Annotated in this window: 12 protein-coding genes and 1 riboswitch; of the genes, 2 read left to right on the plus strand and 10 right to left on the minus strand. The window is 60.6% G+C overall.

Annotated elements, in window-relative coordinates; translation table 11 throughout:
- Positions 1 to 22 precede the first annotated feature (22 nt).
- From GJT30_14985 to GJT30_15030, 10 genes are all read right to left on the minus strand, one after another.
- Positions 23 to 1123, minus strand: coding sequence for a hypothetical protein (locus tag GJT30_14985; protein ID MSM40918.1), 1101 nt, complete (start codon positions 1121 to 1123; stop codon positions 23 to 25).
- Positions 1116 to 1718, minus strand: a complete 603-nt coding sequence (locus GJT30_14990) for a penicillin-binding protein activator LpoB (GenBank protein ID MSM40919.1) — start codon at positions 1716 to 1718, stop codon at positions 1116 to 1118. Before GJT30_14990 ends, GJT30_14985 begins: the two co-directional genes overlap by 8 nt.
- 121 nt (positions 1719 to 1839) lie before the next feature.
- Positions 1840 to 4101 (minus strand): hypothetical protein, encoded by a 2262-nt coding sequence (locus tag GJT30_14995; protein ID MSM40920.1) that lies wholly within the window; start codon positions 4099 to 4101, stop codon positions 1840 to 1842.
- Positions 4102 to 4109: 8 nt separating this feature from the next.
- Complete coding sequence (locus tag GJT30_15000; GenBank protein MSM40921.1) at positions 4110 to 5513, minus strand: hypothetical protein; 1404 nt, start codon at positions 5511 to 5513, stop codon at positions 4110 to 4112.
- 63 nt (positions 5514 to 5576) lie between these two features.
- Positions 5577 to 6866, minus strand: a complete 1290-nt coding sequence (locus tag GJT30_15005) for a cytochrome C (GenBank protein ID MSM40922.1) — start codon at positions 6864 to 6866, stop codon at positions 5577 to 5579.
- A gap of 97 nt (positions 6867 to 6963) precedes the next feature.
- Positions 6964 to 10050 carry a spermidine synthase gene (locus GJT30_15010; protein ID MSM40923.1) on the minus strand — a complete coding sequence of 1029 codons (3087 nt, stop codon included), beginning with the start codon at positions 10048 to 10050 and terminating at the stop codon, positions 6964 to 6966.
- A gap of 286 nt (positions 10051 to 10336) precedes the next feature.
- Positions 10337 to 11635, minus strand: a complete 1299-nt coding sequence (locus GJT30_15015; GenBank protein MSM40924.1) for a cytochrome C — start codon at positions 11633 to 11635, stop codon at positions 10337 to 10339.
- Between the two features lie 22 nt (positions 11636 to 11657).
- Positions 11658 to 11745, minus strand: a riboswitch (cyclic di-GMP riboswitch).
- Between the two features lie 145 nt (positions 11746 to 11890).
- Positions 11891 to 12799, minus strand: coding sequence for a hypothetical protein (locus tag GJT30_15020; protein MSM40925.1), 909 nt, complete (start codon positions 12797 to 12799; stop codon positions 11891 to 11893).
- Positions 12800 to 13131: 332 nt separating this feature from the next.
- The gene (locus GJT30_15025; protein ID MSM40926.1) at positions 13132 to 14544 is read right to left on the minus strand and encodes a heavy metal sensor histidine kinase; all 1413 of its coding nucleotides are present in this window, start codon (positions 14542 to 14544) and stop codon (positions 13132 to 13134) included.
- Positions 14544 to 15221, minus strand: a complete 678-nt coding sequence (locus GJT30_15030; protein MSM40927.1) for a heavy metal response regulator transcription factor — start codon at positions 15219 to 15221, stop codon at positions 14544 to 14546. Before GJT30_15030 ends, GJT30_15025 begins: the two co-directional genes overlap by 1 nt.
- A 244-nt stretch (positions 15222 to 15465) precedes the next feature.
- Here GJT30_15030 and GJT30_15035 point away from each other — a divergent pair, with 244 nt between their 5' ends.
- Complete coding sequence (locus GJT30_15035) at positions 15466 to 17304, plus strand: hypothetical protein (GenBank protein MSM40928.1); 1839 nt, start codon at positions 15466 to 15468, stop codon at positions 17302 to 17304.
- 41 nt (positions 17305 to 17345) lie between these two features.
- Complete coding sequence (locus GJT30_15040) at positions 17346 to 17870, plus strand: sel1 repeat family protein (GenBank protein ID MSM40929.1); 525 nt, start codon at positions 17346 to 17348, stop codon at positions 17868 to 17870.
- The last annotated feature ends 93 nt before the right edge of the window (positions 17871 to 17963 follow it).

Raw genomic sequence — 17963 nt, forward strand, 5'->3', positions numbered from 1 at the left:
ATCGTGTCAACGAGTTCTTCATTCATCGTGCTGTCAGTTCCCGTACCAGGGTGCGGGTCATCAGGCCGGTAAGGGCACTGGCCGTGTTGACCCTGCCCCAATCATAAAAGTATACTCCATCGTCTCCCCTGTTCCAGCTGCTGGAAGTCCAGACTACCTTCCTGGTCGCCTTCTCGATCACCTGCGCCGAAAAATCGACCTTCGGGCTGTCGCCGCCGCCACTCACATCCTGATACTCGAACACCTTCCCCGTCAGCAGATAATCGATGCCCAGCGCATTGACGAGCAGATCGACGTACGGGATGGAGATGCCGTTCTGCATGATGATCCGCATGTTGAGCATCTTCTCGCGCAGTATTCCCGGCTCCATCACGCTAAAGGCTCCGGTACGGACTAGCTCCCGGACGAAATGCAGCACCGCGATTTCGCCTGCATGCTTGCGGGTGCTTTCGTTGAAAAACGGCACAACGGCAATGGTCGGCCTCTCTCCCTGCGGCAGCGCCAGGGACTTGAAATGAAAGCGCGGGCCGTAGCGGTCGGCAACCGTGCCATGTGCCCCTTTGCGATTGGCAGGATCGGCGAGAAAGCGCTCCAGGGAGCTGCTGAGTATCCCCAGGGCCTTCATGCGCAGCTTGCCCGGATCCTCGATCAGCCCCAGGCCAAGGATGCCGGGAGAATCGTTGCCGGTCAGCCCGACGGAATCCATCCAGAGGATCTCGGGGGCCGGACCGGTCGTGACGAGCCGGGAGATATAGGCAAACTTCGGCGGATAGGTCTCGTCGTACAGCTCCAGGTTGGTGATCAGCACCGCATCGGCGCCGGTTTCCGTCCAGAGGGCTTGGGCATCCGTGGTATCGATACCGCCGCTGTACCTGATCCAGTGCTTGGCCATGAACCGGTCCACCTCACCGGCGTCAACGATCCGCAACCCCACCGTGAGCATCTCTTTTTCCAGGTCGGTCCGGATCTGCTTCAACGGCGCCGGTACCCCGCTCAGGTTTTCGAGGGGGAAGACCGCAATCCGCCATTCCTTTTCCGGAGCCACGGCCTCAAGCTGCAGAGGAAGCCGGGGAGCGGCGCAGCCTGCCAGAAGGATCAAGAACAGCAGGGCAAGACTATTCAAAAAGCTTCGTAATAAGCTCATTGACCGCCTTCTCGGTAACGTCGTTGATCGGCCTGCCGCCACCGCCGAACAGGCGGTCGGCGACGCTGATCCCCCCCTGGGTTGTGCTGGCCGACCAGACGATCCTGCCGGTCTGGCCTTCCACCATCTGCAGGCTCAGGGATATGACATCCGCAGAGGCAGTGCCCGACCGGACATCGCCGTACTCCCGCAGGACCCCGAGGATGACCGCATCGACCTTGATCATCTTGGCCAGCTTCATCACCTCTTCCGGCGTCGGGGCTGTCGGGTTGGCAATCGCCGCACTGGTGATCCCGCGGGCCACCTCGCCCGACGGCACGGAATAGAGCGCCCCGGTCGCCAGCAGCATGGTATTGAAGACATCCCTGACCCGTTCCCCGGCCAACTGGTCCTTGGAAAGGTTGGCAAAGGGCATCACCGCCACCGAACGGATCGAGCCGAAGTCCATGTTCCCGTCGCGGTACACGTCCACATTGGCTGCACACCCCCCCAGCATCACAGCCATCGCCAGGAGCACGGCATAGAGGGATCTGCGCCAAAAGCCCCCTTGCATCGATCTTCGCACTGCTGTCATCATACGTTCCTCACTGTGTACTCCCGATTCAGCGTCCCGGTGCCGGCCGACGGCCAATCCGCCATCTCCGCCACTCGGACAGCTCCCTGTCAAATATGGTCACGTCTAGATAAACGTTCCCTCAGTAACTCAGTCGCAATGAAGTACTGAAGGTCCTCGCATCGTTTATCTGCGAAATCGAGCTGTCCTTGGTGATCAGATAGGAGACATCCAGATACGATCCGCTCCGGATATTCCACCGCAGACTGCTGACAAACGCCCGGTTGGTCTCTTCGCTGGCCGTGGCAACGCTCTCGCGATAGGAGAGGTTCAAGAGCAGCGCCCCATCCTTGAAGGGGGACCAGGAGCCCCCCAGGTTGCGGGTATACTCGGTCTTCTTGTCGTTCTGGGCGATGAACGAGAAACCGCCGAACAGATAGACGCTTCGCAGCGGATTGAAGGTACTGGAGATGTCGCCCAGCTGTGTGTAGATGTACTGGTCTGGCTTGCCCCCCCCGGTCAGCCATTGCCGCGAATCGGAGAAACTGAGGTTGATGCTCAGGGCCCGGTGCGGCTGCAGGCTTGCCCCCGCCGTAATGAGCAGGCTCTTTTGGTCAACCCCCACTTCGTCGCGCCCCATGCTGCCGCCGGCGGAAAGGTTGACGTTCACCCCCCGGTACAGCTCGGCCGAGTTGGTCAGAAAGAGCGAATTCTGCACCTTGCTGGCACCGTTGTCCTCCTCGACCCGGCCGCTGTAGACCAGAGAATGGGTCAGGGTCGGCAAGGGAGTGGCCGCCAGGGCAAGACTCAAGGTGTTGGAAGAGCGGGTCCGCTCCGGGTCGATCGAATCCTCCCTGGCCAAACGGGCACTGCCGGTCAGCTTCGTATTGAAGCGGTGGTTCATGCTGAGCCCGTTCAGCACCAGATAGCGCTGCGATGATATCGTATCGTTGCTGGAATGATCCAGGGTGAAGGTCATGTCGTAGAACAGGGAAGGCTCCTCCAGCAGCTTGACTTTCAGGTTCAGGTCGTAGAGGCCCGAGAGTGTGTGCGTGGTCTTTGTCTGACCAGGCTGCAGGAATTCGACGAAATACGGCTCGACGTTGTACACGGATATGTTGGCGGGAGAAATCCCGCCGTAATTGGCATCGGTAATCTCCTGGGCAACGGTGACCACCTGGATGTAGCGCTTGTTGGCAATCGTCGGGAACGACAGGTCGAACCCATGCCTGATTTCATTGCCGATCGTATTCCGCAAATTGTTGAACGTGGACGTCACCGGTCCGACCTCGGTCCAGGTCAGGCCATCGTCGCTGGAATACACCTTCCAGTTGAATCTCGACGTGAATATGGCCGGGATATCGTTGTCGCTGTTATCGACCGTCACGAATACCCTGATCTCGTTGATCGACACGTTGAAGGCCGATTCGAGAATCATCACCACATTGCTGTTCGGGCGGAAATTGCTCTTGGTTGCCAGTGTTACCTGTGCCCCTTTATCCAGCAGGTTGGGGTTTACGTTCGCCGTAGTAACCAAAGTGTATCTGTCGGGATTGTACACCAGATCTTCTATCGTTGTCGAATATCCTCTGTTCGGACGCAGATAGGTCCGGACCTCCCCCGAACCTCCGGGCGTGACGTCATTGACCCGTGTCGAGATGTTGTAGCTCGTGGCCAGTGACACCCGGTCGCTGAAGAACTGGTCACCATAGGCAAAGCGCATGCTGTTGGTAAGAGACTGGACCTCCAGCCCGGTCAAGTTGTCATTCAGGGTGTTGAGGCTCCCCTGGTAGCTGAGATCAAGCGTCTGTACCGGCTTGTAACGGGAATTCAGGTTGATGGTGTCGGAAACGATATCCTGGGAGACGTGGTTCGCATCGTAAGAGTTCAGCCGCGACATGAGCAGGTCCAGGGAGGGGAGTCCCTCCGGTTTCCACCCAAACTTGGCATTGTAGTTCTCCACAATGGTGGTTGCCGATGCCCCACCCTCGGTCGAGAGGGTCTCTTCTCTGCGGCTGAAGCCGAGCCCTGACGAAATGACCTGGTTGGAGAGATTCAGGTCGGCATAGGGGTTGAACTTGCTCAGGGTGCTGTTCGTAGACTGCCCCGAGTTGTCGAAATCCGTCTCGGTCCGCTCCAGATAGCCGCCGGCAGAAAACCTCAGATTGGGGTAGATCATCTTATCCATGGACAGGCTGTAACGCTGCTGCAGCGACGTGCTGTTGGTGGTCGTGGGGGTGCCGCTGCTGTCGCGCTGCTCTCCGTTCGATTTGGAGAAATTGTACTCCAGATAGCCGCCAAGCCCCTCGGCGACTGCACGCTCCGGAGCGGCAGCCACCAGACAGAAAACCCCGATCAGACAGACCTGACTCAGGATGGCGCCTATCCTGGCCGAAAACCTCACAAACATCCTTACCTTTCACCAAAAACTGCAACCCAGAAAGGTCCTTCGCCGGTATCCAGCACTGCCTGTTCCTTCTTGCCCACCAGGTTCACCATGCGTAGCGCCCTGCTCCGTGGAGTCAGCACCAACAGGTTGTTCTCCTCACCATCGATGGTCAGGTAGGTCACCCCGCCGTTGACCGTCAGGAAATCGCCGGGGATGAAGGAGAACGGGTCATAGATGTCGATGACCCCACCGAACTGCTTGCCGAGATAGATCTGATCGGTAAAGGTATTCACCTTCAGGGCGCTCGACCCGGAGCCGGCGTTCACCCGCTTCAACACCGTCTGACTGACCGGATCGATGACCAGTAGATAGGGTGACAACTCGTGGAAGACGTACAGTCGGTCCCCCTTCCGGTTGAACTGTCCGTAGAGCGGCCCTGCCTCGGTGGCGATGGTCCATGCCAGCTGCCGCGCCTCGATGTCGATCACCGAGATCGTATTGGAAAGGCGGTTGAAGACGTAAGCCCGCTTGCCGTTCCGGTCGAGGATGACGTATTCGGGGCTGTTCCCCACCGGGATCCGCGCCACCTCCAACTGGGAGAGGGCATCCAGGATGCTCGCCGTATTGGAGCCGGTATTGGCCGTGACAAGGTATTTCCCGTCCGGGGTAATGACCAGGGAACGGGGGGCATCGCCGGGATTCAGCCTGATGCGCGCCATGATCTCGTGCTCAGCCGCATCGATCACGTCCACGGCATCTTCACCGGAAATCACCACGTAGCCACGTCTGCGCACCTGGTCCAGCACAACCCCGGCCGGCCCCTTCCCGGTTTCGATGACCCTGCCGATACGGGCCGAGCGCTTGTCAAAGACCATGATCGTGTTGGAACCGGAATTGGTGAGGTACCCGGTCAGACCCGGCAACGGCGAGGTGGCGAACAACGCGTTGAACGCAGGGACAAACCGTATCCCGCCGGCAGTGGACTCGCGGTAGTTGAGGCTCAGGTTCAGGATGGTCGCCTTCCTGCTGTTGACCGTGAAGTTCACGGCATTGGCATGGGGCTGTTCCGGGACCAGCAGCGCCCCCTCGCCATCCTCCCCCATCATGGCCGCGTTCCTGATCTTGTAGCGCAGGCCGACGTACGTGCCGTGGGGAAGAATCCCCGAGGCGCAGAACCGCTGGCGGGACATGGTGGAACTCCTGAATTCGCCGAGTTCCACGGTCAGGGGAAACTCAATGCCATCGTCCCTGAGCGCCGAGATACCGGCAATGGAAAACCGTAGCCTGCTCGCCTCCGGCGGGAACGGTTCGCAGTAGAGATACAGCTCTCCTTCGTCGATCAGCGGCCGGCGAATAGCCTGTTGGGGGCCCAGGCATCCGGCGATCAGACAGGCAAGGCAAACGGTCAGAATAAGTCGCTTCAACACTACACACTCCTCGATCCCCTGGCACTGGGCAGGGGAGATGGATCATACACCGCCCACACCTGGTCAGGGAGGGACTGTTGCATGGCACTTCTGGCAGAGCGGTTGCTGATCAGTCGCAAAGCGGGAAGCCGGGATGTCGTAATTGGCGCGCAGGGCCTCCTGCTCGGTCCTCCCCTGGCCGTACGGCTGGAATGTCTGTCCTTCCTGCGCATAGGTACCGCTGTTGACGATCAGGGACGACTTGTTGTTCCAGCGCATGCTGCCGTCCCAGCCGCTGGCATGGGCACGATGGCAGGAGAGGCACATCACGGCCGGGTTACCGTCGGCAGTGGACGGCCCCTTGGTCGGGAAGGCCGTCACGATCGACTTGAGGAGCGGGTAATTGGTCGTGCCGACCTCAAAGGGGACCAGCGACAGATAGGACGTTGCTTCCATGCCGGTAAGATCGCCGGTCATCACATACTGGTTGTAATAGGCTGCGATCGTCGAGCCCAGGGTGCCGCTGCTGCCGGTCGGATGCGTAAGCGGCGTCGGAGCGCTGTCCGTATGGATATTGGGATGGCAGTTGCGGCACCATTCCGACATCCCGCTGCCATACCCCACCCTGGTCTGGGAAACACTCTCCGAGCGGTTGTAGATATCAGGGGCTACGGCCAGGGGCGGATTCGCGGAAAAGGGGTTTGCCCCCCCCAGCGATTTGGGGTTGTAGCCGATCCCCCCCAGCATCCGGTAGACGCCGACGGCAAAGGTTGTGTCGGGATCGGCGCTGCCTGCCAGAGAACCGGAGCCCTTGATCGGCTTGCCGTCGGTTGCGATGCTGCCGTCGACATTCCTGCGATATCTGCCGTGGGGGTCGTGACAGCTGATGCAAGTCATCGAAGCGGCCGGATAGGTCCCACCGGGGGCGGAGAGTTTTGTTGCATCCTGCAGGTAGCCGTAATCCTGGGCCACGATATTGTGGCCGTGGCTGTCGCCACTGCTGGTGAGCATGGACGCGCCCAGGCTCGGCATCCAGAGATAGTTCTTCTTCAGCCAGCCGAAATCGCCACCCGGCGTCAACTGGCGCGGCGGGGCACCGATCGGCATGTCCACCTCGGCCGTGCTGACATGGTAGGAGGTGGGACCGGTGTCGCCAGCCTGCTGATGGCAGTTCAGGCAGACCGAACCCTGGTCGCTCGCCTTGAGCAGATAGCGGTTGCCGCTTCCGGGAGGGGCATTGGCTGTCATGGGAGCCCCCTCGAAGGAGTTGTGGATGGAATGGCACCCTTCGCACTCCCCTGCCCCCCCTTCGTGAAAGGCAACAGCCGGACCGCTCCCCCACCCGGCAAGGATGAAGAGCCCCAGAGAAATCATCCCGAATGTCGTACCAGCTCTCTTCACAACCACCCCGCTGGCTCCCTTGCAGACAACCTGCACATGCTCCGAAAACCGCAACCGCAGCGGCACGGCATCAGTTTGCCGGTGTCGCCCCTGCTGCCTCTGCCCGATAGACATTGACCTGACGGGCAACGATCATCCTCACCCGCTCGGTCATGCTGCCCATGCCCGGCAACTGCCGCCTCTCCCCTCTGGCATCATTCCGCTCCTGCAGATAAGCCTTCTGGACTTCAGCCAGGGTGTCGGAGGCAAAACGCTTCATGAAACCGTCGCGATCGGCACCCTGGACCGTAAGCTGCCCGAAGATGACCCGCGCGTTGTTGTCGACGATCATCACTTCGGCAATTCCGGGCGAGACGGGCGCCTTTACCGCAGACACCTCCATCCGCACCGGCAGGCCCCGTTCGTTCATCACCTGCAGCGGAATCAAGGCCAAAAGCGACGGCGACATCGCTACTTCTTTAGAATACTCCTTTTCGAGAAAACGCCAAGGAGCATAGTCGGGATACTGTCGGTTGAACGCCTGCGCCGCCTCCCGGAAGCTCGGGGTATCGTACTCCCCGGCAAGGAACTCGGCATGAAGAACGCCGGCCTCCATCCCTGCCCGGTCGAGCTTGTACCAGCGTCTGAGCTGCTCATCCCTGGCAGCCTTTTCCGCAGGCTTGTGCAGATAGGGCTGGATGCTCTCGCGGAAGCGAAGGAGCGTTGCCACGTTCTCGGCCATGAGGCGGGACTTGCCGATGGATCGGGGGGCTGAGAACTCAAGGAACAGGTTGTCGTCGGTATTGATCAACCCTCCCCGGGCATAGGCAGCGCTTCCTACCGGTCCTGCCACGAAGTAGCTGAGCAGGTCGGTGGCACTCCCCATGTTGACCATCTTCAGGTCGCGGCTCACCTCTGGCACGGCGATCCGCCGCGCCAGCTCCTCTTCGTCGATGACAATCGGCTCATTGCTGCCGATCAGTTCGGCGTCGTCGTGGGTCATCCAGATCATGGTGTAGCGGAAATGCTCGCGTAGCGTCTTGACCACGGTCATCAGATCCTGGCGGGACAGTTCGTAGAGTGGCAGCCACTGGCAGATGATGCCGCCGGGGCGGAGATGCTGTGCCGCCAGCCTGAAATACTCATCGGTATAGAGATAGCCGGCGCCGCTGAACCAGGGGTGAATCGGGTCTGCGGTAATGACGTCGAACTTCTCGTCGCTGGTCAAAAGGAAATTACGGCCGTCGTTGAAGACGACCTGCAGCTTCGGGTTGTCCAGCACGGCATGGTTGTACTCGGCAAAGGTCCGCGCCACCCCCAGGACCTTGGGCTCGATCTCGGCCAGCACGATCCGCTGAACCGTGGGGTGCACCGATACGGCACCCAGGGTCATGCCGCTCCCTGTCCCGAGCACGAAGACCTTTTCCGGATTCTTGTGCAGGAGCATCGGCAGATGCCCCAGGGTGTACTGGCACTGCAGCCCCTCACCATGGGTAGTGGCCTCCACCCGGCCATTGGTGATGAACGCCTGATATCCGCCCCCCTTGATCCTGATGGAACTGACAATGGACGACACCCCTTCGCCGTAATAGAGCACTTCCGTGTTCTGCAACGCCTCCTGCACCTGCTCGGGCGTGGCAAAGGCCTCGGGCTGGTTGGCCCGGTAAATGGCGAAGTAGTCCCGGTTCCAGACCCGCAGGGCAGTGTCGTTCACTGCCAGAAAGACGATGCAGCCGAGCGGCACCACAGCTGCCAGCCAGATGAACGCCCTCTTGCGCAACAGGCTTGCGAGCAGCACCAGACCGAAGCCGATATTGACCAGGGTGAGCATCTGCAGCGATCGCTCGATCCCGAACAGATAGACCAGCAGAAAGCCGCTCAACGCCGAGCCGAGGATGGCGCCGACCGTGTTCCAGGTCAGCACTTCGCCGACCGCGTGCCCCACCAGCCGGCGATAGCGTAGGTGGATCTTGCCGGCCAGCGGGAAGGCCACACCCATGAAAAACGCCGGGACCAGCATGTAGGAAAAGGCGAGCAACAGGCTGAAAAACTGCCGTGCCGCAAAGGAATCCATGCCGGTGAAGAGGGTCCGGTTCTGGAACAGGAGAGCCACCGACGGCAGGTGCCGGATGAAAAAGGTCACTGCCAGAGCTGCCAGGCCGATGACGATCTGCACCACCCCGAAACCTGCCACGGTCCGCAGCCCGGCGTCCCTTTTGCCAGGACGGTTCTCCAGGATGCCGTAGCAGGAGCTCCCCAGCGCTATCCCCACCAGGAACGCTGAGAGCATGATGGTGAAGCCGTAGACACTGGCACCGATGACGATGCTGAGAATCCTGGTCCAGAGGATCTCGTAGCCCAAGGCGCAGAAGCCGCTGACACCAATCCCCCAGAGCACCAGGCGAAACGGCAGGGGATCGTCTGCGACCCGCTCCTGCACCAGCTCGATGTCGGGCTCTCCATCAGCATCGGCACTGGCAGCCATTGAAAGCGGCAGCCGCCCCTGCAGAAAGATGGCCAGGGAGCCCACTGCCAGGTTGATGGCGATGGCGATCACCAGGGTGGTGGATACCGAAAGGGTGGGAAGGAAATAGAAGCCGGCCACGCTTGCCCCGGCAACCGCGCCAAAGGTGTTGAAGGCGTAGAGGAACGGGAGCGCATCGCGCTGCGTTCCCTTGTGCTGCGCGATGAATGCCGAGAGGATCGGCAGGGTGCCCCCCATCAGGGTGGTCGGCACGATCAGGGCGATGCAGCAGAAAAGGACGCGGATGAGGGAGAGGTAGAGGGGAGAATTGTCCGCCAGGGTTGCCAGCGGGACGTAGATCTTGGGATAAGCCATCATCAGGAAAGCAACCACGACCGCGGAAAGGGCTATCCCGATCTCCAGCATGCCATAGAGACGCAGGAGCGAGGACCGGTCCTCGGCGCGCCTGCCGAGCAGCCGGCTCCCCAGGGCGAGACCTGCCATGAAGACCGCCAGCACGGTGGTTACTGCCAGATGGGAACCGCCGAACACCAGGCTTAAGGAGCGAACCCAGACCACCTGATAGATGAGGGCGGCAGCCCCCGAACAGAAAAACATGACATAGACGAGGAGAGCGAAGGACAACGGCACAGCTTGTTCCTTTCTCGCGGGCAAAGGGGAGGATACCGGCGCTCCATCGCCTGGGCGCTTCATTGCGCCAGCGGTATCCACTCTCCTGCCACGGGGACATGCGCCGCATTCTCCGGACCGCCGCCTGGGCGGAAGTCCGATACGGGCATGGTTTGCTTACAGAATTCTAACCAGCCCCCCCGCAAAATAACAAGGCTGGCAGATGCCAGCCATCACAGAACAGACTAGACACCACCCTATCAACCGGTGGCGTGGCGGTGTCGCGGCCGTACCCCCCCCGTGCCTGCAGAAGGTTAAAAACGGGGTCGGCGCATGGCCGACCCCGTTCCGAGCCACAACGGTCAGAGAATTAATCTTTGGCGTGGCACTTGTTGCACAGGAGGCGCTGGTAAGGAGCGAACTTGGTTGCATCGCGTCCGTAGTAGGCAGCCTGCTGCTCAGCGGCGGTGAGGCCCTGGGAAACGGCGGAGGTGGTGCTGTTCGGATCGTAGATGGAGTTCCCGCTGGCGTCAGCAATGGTCATGAACTCGTTCTCGTGAGCGTAGCGGAGCATGCTGGCAAAGCCGGAAGCATGGGCGCGGTGGCAGGAGAGGCAGTTCACGTTGGAGTTGGAATCGGCGCCACCAAGCTGAGCGTCGGTGTTGAGTGCCACGGCCTTCATGGCGGTGTAGTCGGTCGAACCCATTTCGAACGGTACGAGGGAGTTGTAGGAGTTGGCAGACGTGCCGCTCATGTCGCCCGACTTCACGTAGGCATTGTAGTTGGCAAGAATGGTAGCGCCGAGCTTGGCGCCGTTGCCGGCCGGGTGGGTCAGCCCGCCCATGCCGGAGGTGTAGGAGCCGCGCAGGAGGCCGGTGTGGCAGTTGGCGCACCATTCCGACATGTTGTTACCGTAAGCTACGCGGGTCTGGGTGGTTGCTTCAGAGCGGTTGTAGGTGGACGGAGCAACGGCTGCCGGAACCTGCTGGGTGAAGCCGAAGGAACCTGCCAGCGACTTGGGCTGGTAGCCGATGCCGCCGAGGATGCGGTAAACGCCGACTGCGCCCCAGGTGGTCGGATCAGCGCTGGTGTTGTAGGAACCGGAGTTCTTGATCGGCAGGCCGGTAGTAGCGATGGCGCCGGTCGCGTCACGGCGATACTTGCCGTGGGGATCGTGGCAGCTGGAGCATGCCAGGTTGGCGGCGGGGTAGCTGCCACCGGGGGCTACGGTCAGCGTGGCATCGGCAACGTAGCCGTAATCGCCGGCTACGATGTTGTGGCCGTGGCGCTCACCGGGGTTGGTCGCTGCACTGCCGCGAACGGTGAAGGTGTAGCTCTTCTTCAACCAGCCGAAGTCGCCACCGGGGGTCATCTGCAGCGGAGCGGTACCGGCAGGCATGTCGGCATCGGCGGTGGAGATGTGGTAGCTGCCTGCGCTACCCTGGTGACAGTTGAGACATGCAGAACTGGCGTCGTTCCCCTGGAGGAGGTACGGGCCGGCCTGGAACTGCGGGGTTGCCGACGTCATAGCGGCGCCGTCCAGGGAGTTGTGCATGGTGTGGCACCCTTCGCACTCGGCAACACCGCCTGAGTGGAATGCAAATGCTGCCGGTGCGCTGATGAGAAGGGATGCTGCTACTGCGAGACTTACCTGTGTTGCTTTCTTCATGTCTATCCTCCATAAGGTTTTCTCTGGCGGCCCAGCCATCCGGTTCGTCGCTGAACTGAGGATCTGTGGCTTTGTGTCCCCACCTTACGATGGGTTTACCCCTAGCAGAGGATGTTGCGAGGCTTATCGCCCCTTTGAAACTGCGAGCTGTTTCATTCCGAAAATAATTCCTTGCTTCCTTTTCAATCGCATCCTTTTCGTATCCCTCCCCATTCACCCCTTTCCCGGGCAGGATGCAGAGCCCTCATCATTCGATCAGCTCAGGGAAAGCTGGAAAACACTGACCCCTCTCTTGCGGAGCTGGCTGACATAAACCCTGTCCTCGCTGTCCACGGCGATATCGCCGGGACCGACGAGGTTGCCGGGCTTGATGCCGCGCGCCCCGAACTCCTTGACGAAGTTGAAATCCTTGTCAAACACCAGCACCACGCAACGGAGGGTGTCGGCAACCAGTACGTTGCCCGCCTTGTCGGCCGCGATCCCGGAGATAACCCCGAAGCGTCCGGGTGCACTCCCCCGCTTGCCGACCGACTTGACGGTCCCATCGCCGAGCAGGCGATAGGCACGGGCAATGGCAGGCACCGTGAAGAGGAAGTTGCCGTCCCGATCCAGTTCGAAACCGCCGAGACCGCTGTTGACCCGTTCCTTTTCGGTAAACTCCAGCGAGTGTGCCAGGTCGTATCCTTTACGCACCGTGCCGTCTGGTGAAGCCACCAGGACCTGCATCCCTGCCATGCTCACCAGGTAGAGGCTGCCGTTGCGGAGCAGGATCCGGTTTGGGGCAAAGGAGGCAAACCCTTCGGGCACACCGTGCAGTTCGATGGGCGCCACCGGCTCAGCGCGGAAGTTGCAGCGGACCAGCCTGAACTTTGCCCCCTGCTGGGCCAGGACGATGATGTCGCCGCTCTCCTCCACCGCCACATCCACGACAACCCCCAGGGTGGGGTCATAGTCGAAGCGGTAGACCTCCATGCCGCTACTGTTGAACACCGATACCGATTCACCGGCCATGGCATATATTTCATTCTTCACCGGAGCCAGGGTGATCTTTGCCGAGCTGAACGGTTTGGACCCGGTAAAGTCGGAGAGGTTATAGAGATAGGAGGCCTTCACCTCGGCAGCGAAAACCGGAGCGGTCAGCCCGATCGCCAGCACTCCCGTCATCCCTATGCACAACCCCTTGAGTCCCATCCGCCTGTTTCCCTTTTCTGACAATTTCGTAAGTATTCCAGTCTGTTTCTGAATCACTACAAAGCATCGGCAATGCCATCGTCGTTGCCGGCACTTCATTTTTTCGTAAGCACTCTTAATCAGGAGAAAAAATGACACAAAAAAAAGGCCCCCGAAGTCGGAGGCCTTGCATGATTTCTTTCTGTCCGGAAGGAGAAACGTAAAATCCCGTCATCTTTCCCGAATTAGCCGAGCGTTGCGCTCGTAAACCTTTCATTAAACTGACAGGGTTGTCATTTTCGACTCATTGAGCAAAAATAATCCGGTTAGTCTGCCGCCGGGAAGGTCAGGGTGACCTTTGTTCCTTTGCCCGGCTCGCTGGAAATTGCCACTGCGCCGCCATGCAGCTCCATGATCGACTTGACGATGGCGAGGCCGAGTCCAGCCCCCCGGTGGTCCAGCGACTTTGCCTCCGGAACCCGGTAGAACCGTTCGAACAGGCGTTCCAGATTCTCCGGAGTAATGCCGATCCCCTGGTCGGCGACCGTCACCTCCACAAAGCCGTCGGACCGCTCTGCCTGAAGCGTGATCATCCCACCCGCAGGACTATACTTAATGGCATTCATGATGAGATTGCTCAAGGCCCGGCGAAACAGGGTCACGTCCGCCCGCACGGTCATGTCCGGATCGCACAGGATCAGGAATGCCCTCCCCTGGGCAGATACCTCGTAGTAGTCCTCAAGGTTATGGATCTCCTCCTTGACCCTGACCTCCTCCAACTTGAGCCTGACCTCCTGGGAGTCGGCCTTGGCGAGGAAGAGCAGGCTGTCGATGGTGCGCGACAGCCGTTGATACTCCTCCAGGCTCGACTCGATGACCCGCTCGTATTCGGCGCTATCCCGGCTCTGGGTCAGCACCACCTCGGCCTCACCCATCAGGTTGGCGATGGGGGTGCGCAGCTCGTGGGCCAGGTTGGCGGCGTAACTCTTCAGCCGCTCGAAAGAATGCTGCAGGCGGTCCAGCATGTCGTCCAGTTCCAACGTCAGTTCATGCATCTCCACCGGCCAGTTGTCGGGCTCGAACCGTTCCCCCAGGTTGCTGGAGGTTATCTGCCGGCTCTTGGCAGCGATCTGGTCGAGTGGACGCAATCCCCTGTGGGTGATGTAACGACCCACGAGGCTGGACGCCAGGAGCCCCACCAGCATCACTGCGACCAGCCAGCCCTGGAATACGTCGAGAATCCGCTCGAAGGAAGAGACATCCAGCGCCATATGGACAATCCTCGGCGCACCCAGCACATGGAGCCACATCGATTCCACCAGGAAGACCTTGCCGTTGACATGGTACTGCTTGAAACCTTCCGACTTCAGGCTCTCCAGGGCTACCGGCTCGTGGAAGAAGGGGGGGGGCAGTAGTTGGTCCATCTCCGGTGTCTGAGTGATCTCGCGGTTGTCCTGGTCCAGAATGCGGATATAGAGTTTCGCGAACTCCTTTTCCTGGGATGTCTTGATTTTGCGCTGCAATGCCCGGGGGTCGCCGGAATTCAGGATCGTCTGCAGCACCATGATCTCGTCTTTCATGTGCTTGACGGCCTGCTGTTTTATGGCTGCGACCAGCGCCCAGTAGATGAGACCGATGACGCAGACGAGGATGATGAAATACGACACCACATAATGGGTGGTCAGTTCGTTCTTGATGGAAACGGACGGTTTCCTTTTCGGTTGCAGCGGCACGAACATCAGCCACGGTCCTCAAGCACATAACCGACACCACGGACCGTGTGGATCAGCTTCTTTTCAAAGGGGTCGTCTATCTTGGCGCGCAACCGGCGCATATGGACGTCGACAACGTTGGTATCGTGGAAATCGTCCAGGTTCCAGATCCTTTCGGCGATCCGGGTCCTGGTGAGGACATCCCCCTGGTAACGCATGAGCAGCGCGAGCAGGGTATACTCCTTGGGTGTCAGATCGATCCTGGCCCCCTGGCGCACGACCCGGTGGGCGGCAAGGTCCAGTTCCAGGTCCCCGACCCGGTAGAGCTCGCCGCCGGTCTTGGCCTGGCCCCGCCGCAGGACCGTGTGGATCCTGGCAACGAGCTCGGAAAAGGCAAACGGCTTGACGATATAATCGTCCGCCCCGAGCTTCAGGCCGCGGAGGCGGTCTTCCAGCCCATCCAGCGCGGTCAAGAAGATCACCGGCGTCATGTTCCCCTTTTCCCGCAGGCGATGCATCACCTCCCAGCCGTCAATGCCGGGGATCATCACATCGAGCACAATGATGTCGTATTCGTGGGAAAGGGCCAGCTTGAGCGCGTCAGTCCCATAGTGGGCGACATCGACGCGAAAACCGTTTTCATGCAGCCCTTTCTTAATGAAATCGACCGTTTTGTACTCGTCCTCTACCAGCAGCACATTCATAAGGATCTCCCAATTCAAGATTCTGATTGCATTATATAATATATACAAAGTTCATGCCTCGCAACAGTGCCTATCGTCACGGCATTCATTAAAGAGGGATCGACGCTCAGGTTTGGTGGAGATATTGCACGGTAATCGGTGGTTTGGCCGGTAGTCCGCAGACTCCTCTCTTCTTTGGCACCAGAACGGGGTGCTGTTGGCTGCCACAAACACCGCAACCGGCCGGGGTGAGGCCGGAGATCAGATGAATCGAGGGGAAACGGCAATGCAACATCGATTGATTCGCAGAGGGATTCTGCTGCTGGTGCTGATCGCCGCAACAGGCGCCACGGTCTGCAAGGCCGACACGGCTGCCCTTGTGTCGGCGGTCAGTGAATTGGCAGTCCGCGCCGAGGCAGGAGATCCGTCGGCCCAGTACGACCTCGGCATGCGCTACGGAAAGGGAGAAGGCGTCCCGCGGGACGACCGGCAGGCCCTCTTCTGGCTGAAGAAAGGAGCCCTGCAGAACCACCCCGGCTCATGGCTCGCCCTGGGGCTCCTCCTGCTGGAGGGGGAGGGGATCGAACGGGACGAGCGCGCCGCCGCGGGGTGGCTCCGCCTCGCCGCTGTTCAGGGGTCCCCCGAGGCGCAATACCGACTGGCCATGCTCCTGCAAGAAGGACGCGGCGTTGGTCGCAACATGGAGCAGGCGGCACGATGGTTCGGCTATGCCGCCGACAGCGGCAACGCCGCTGCCCAGTACCGGCTGGGGTACCTTACGGAAGAGGGGATCGGCGTTGCCAAAAACGAGCCTGAGGCGGCACGGCTCTATCGCCAGGCCGCTGAAACCGGGATTCACGGGGCAGAGTACCGCCTCGGTCGCATGCTCGAAGAAGGGCGCGGGGTCAAGGCCGATGCGGCCGAGGCTGTTGCCTGGTACCGCAAGGCTGCAGCCGGGGGAGATCTCTACGCAGCCGGCCGCCTGGCCATTATGCTGGAAGAAGGGCGCGGCGCGGACCGGAACGACAACGAGGCGATCCGCTGGAACCGGACTGCCGCCGAAGGAAATATCCCCGAGGCCCAGTACCGGCTCGCTCTGATGCTGAATGAAGGACGCGGCGGGCCGAAGGACGAGGCACTGGCGCGCACCTGGTCGCGCAAAGCCGCCGATAACGGTATTGCCGCTGCCCAGAACCATCTCGGGCTGATGCTGCTCAAGGGGCGGGGTGGCGAGAAAAACGAGGCCGAGGCAGCGACCTGGTTCAGCAGGGCCGCAGACCAGGGAATTGCGGAATCCCAATACCAGCTCGGTCTGATGTGCGAGACCGGCACCGGCATGGCAAAAGAGATGACAGCGGCTGCCGCATGGTACGCCAAGGCCGCCCAGCAAGGGATTCCCGATGCCGAATATCGCCTGGCCCTCATGCTGGAGGAGGGACGCGGCGCGAAACGGAATGATGCCGAAGCAGCAGCCTGGTTCAGGAAGGCAGCAGGCCGGGGTATCGTCGATGCCCAGTACCGTCTGGCGGTCATGCTGGAAGAAGGGCGCGGCGTGCGCAGGGACGAAAGCGAGGCAGCAGGCTGGCTGGCAAAGGCGAGCGAGAAAGGGGTGATCGATGCCTCGTACCGCCTCGGTTCGCTCTATCGCACAGGCAGAGGGGTGCAGCGCAACGAGGAACAGGGGATCGCGCTCATCGACCGGGCCGCCCGGTCAGGACACGCGGAAGCAGCGTTCACGCTCGGGTTCCTGTACGAGAAGGGGCGCGGCGTCGTCCGCAATGAGCGGACAGCGGTGCGCTGGTACACGCAGGCAGCGGAAAACGGCTCTGCCGATGCGCAGTTCAACCTGGGCAATCTCTACGCACGGGGCGCAGGGGTGCCGCAATCGTTCTCCAGCGCCCTTTCCTGGTATACCAGGGCAGCCGAGCAGGGTCATGGGCTGGCATCGTTCAATATCGCGACCCTTTATCAGAACGGTCTCGGCGTGACAAAGGACCGCGAAAAGGCACTGGAGTGGTTCAGGCTCTCGTCACGCCAGGGGAACGCCGATGCGGACCGGATGGCCGGCACGCTCCAGAAGGAACAGGCACAGGGAAGCTGGTAACTCCCCCACATCACCACCACACAACGGACATGGAGGTCCCTATGAAATGCACGAACAGAACGATCATCGTCATCCTCTCACTGCTGCTTGCGGCAACTCCCTGCCTGGCCAGCTTCGACAGCGGGCTGAAGGCTTACAAGAAAAAGGACTTCAGCCGGGCCATGAAGGATTTCAAGGCCGATGGCGGCAAGAACTCCTGCTACAACATCGGCATCATGTATTACAAGGGGGAAGGGGTAAAACAGGACCGGCGCGAAGCGGTGCAATGGTTCCGCAAGGCCGCGGATCTGGGAGACGTGAATGCCCAGTTCACAATGGGGATGCTGTACGACAAGGGAGAGGACCTGGCGCTCGACCAGGGAGAGGCATACCGCTGGTATCGCAAGGCAGCGGAACAGGGGCACCGGCAGGCGCAGTTTAACATCGGTTACATGTACACCATGGGCGAAGGGGTGAAAAAAGACCCGAAGGAAGCGGTGATCTGGTTGAAGAAAGCGGCCAAGCAGGGACATCCCGAGGCAAAGAAGATCCTGGGAGTCATGGGTGAAAAGGACGGCTCCATCTGACAGGTTGTTGAAACACAGCCATCTCGCCGCCGTCCTCGAAAGCCGCCTTGTGCGGCGTGGCGCTGCCACGCCTCCGCGGGCCTTTCTGCGGGT

The sequence above is a fragment of the Geobacter sp. genome (assembly GCA_009684525.1).
In the GTDB taxonomy this organism is placed as follows: Bacteria; Desulfobacterota; Desulfuromonadia; order Geobacterales; family DSM-12255; genus Geoanaerobacter.

Excerpts from the sequence above, each read along its gene's own strand:
- GJT30_15015 (MSM40924.1), bottom strand. The coding sequence starts at position 11,635 with ATGAAGAAAGCAACACAGGTAAGTCTCGCAGTAGCAGCATCCCTTCTC.
- GJT30_14990 (MSM40919.1), bottom strand. The coding sequence starts at position 1,718 with ATGACAGCAGTGCGAAGATCGATGCAAGGGGGCTTTTGGCGCAGATCC.
- GJT30_15005 (MSM40922.1), bottom strand. The coding sequence starts at position 6,866 with ATGATTTCTCTGGGGCTCTTCATCCTTGCCGGGTGGGGGAGCGGTCCG.
- GJT30_15035 (MSM40928.1), top strand. The coding sequence starts at position 15,466 with ATGAATCGAGGGGAAACGGCAATGCAACATCGATTGATTCGCAGAGGG.
- GJT30_15030 (MSM40927.1), bottom strand. The coding sequence starts at position 15,221 with ATGAATGTGCTGCTGGTAGAGGACGAGTACAAAACGGTCGATTTCATT.
- GJT30_15020 (MSM40925.1), bottom strand. The coding sequence starts at position 12,799 with ATGACGGGAGTGCTGGCGATCGGGCTGACCGCTCCGGTTTTCGCTGCC.
- GJT30_15040 (MSM40929.1), top strand. The coding sequence starts at position 17,346 with ATGAAATGCACGAACAGAACGATCATCGTCATCCTCTCACTGCTGCTT.
- GJT30_15025 (MSM40926.1), bottom strand. The coding sequence starts at position 14,544 with ATGTTCGTGCCGCTGCAACCGAAAAGGAAACCGTCCGTTTCCATCAAG.
- GJT30_15010 (MSM40923.1), bottom strand. The coding sequence starts at position 10,050 with ATGAAGCGCCCAGGCGATGGAGCGCCGGTATCCTCCCCTTTGCCCGCG.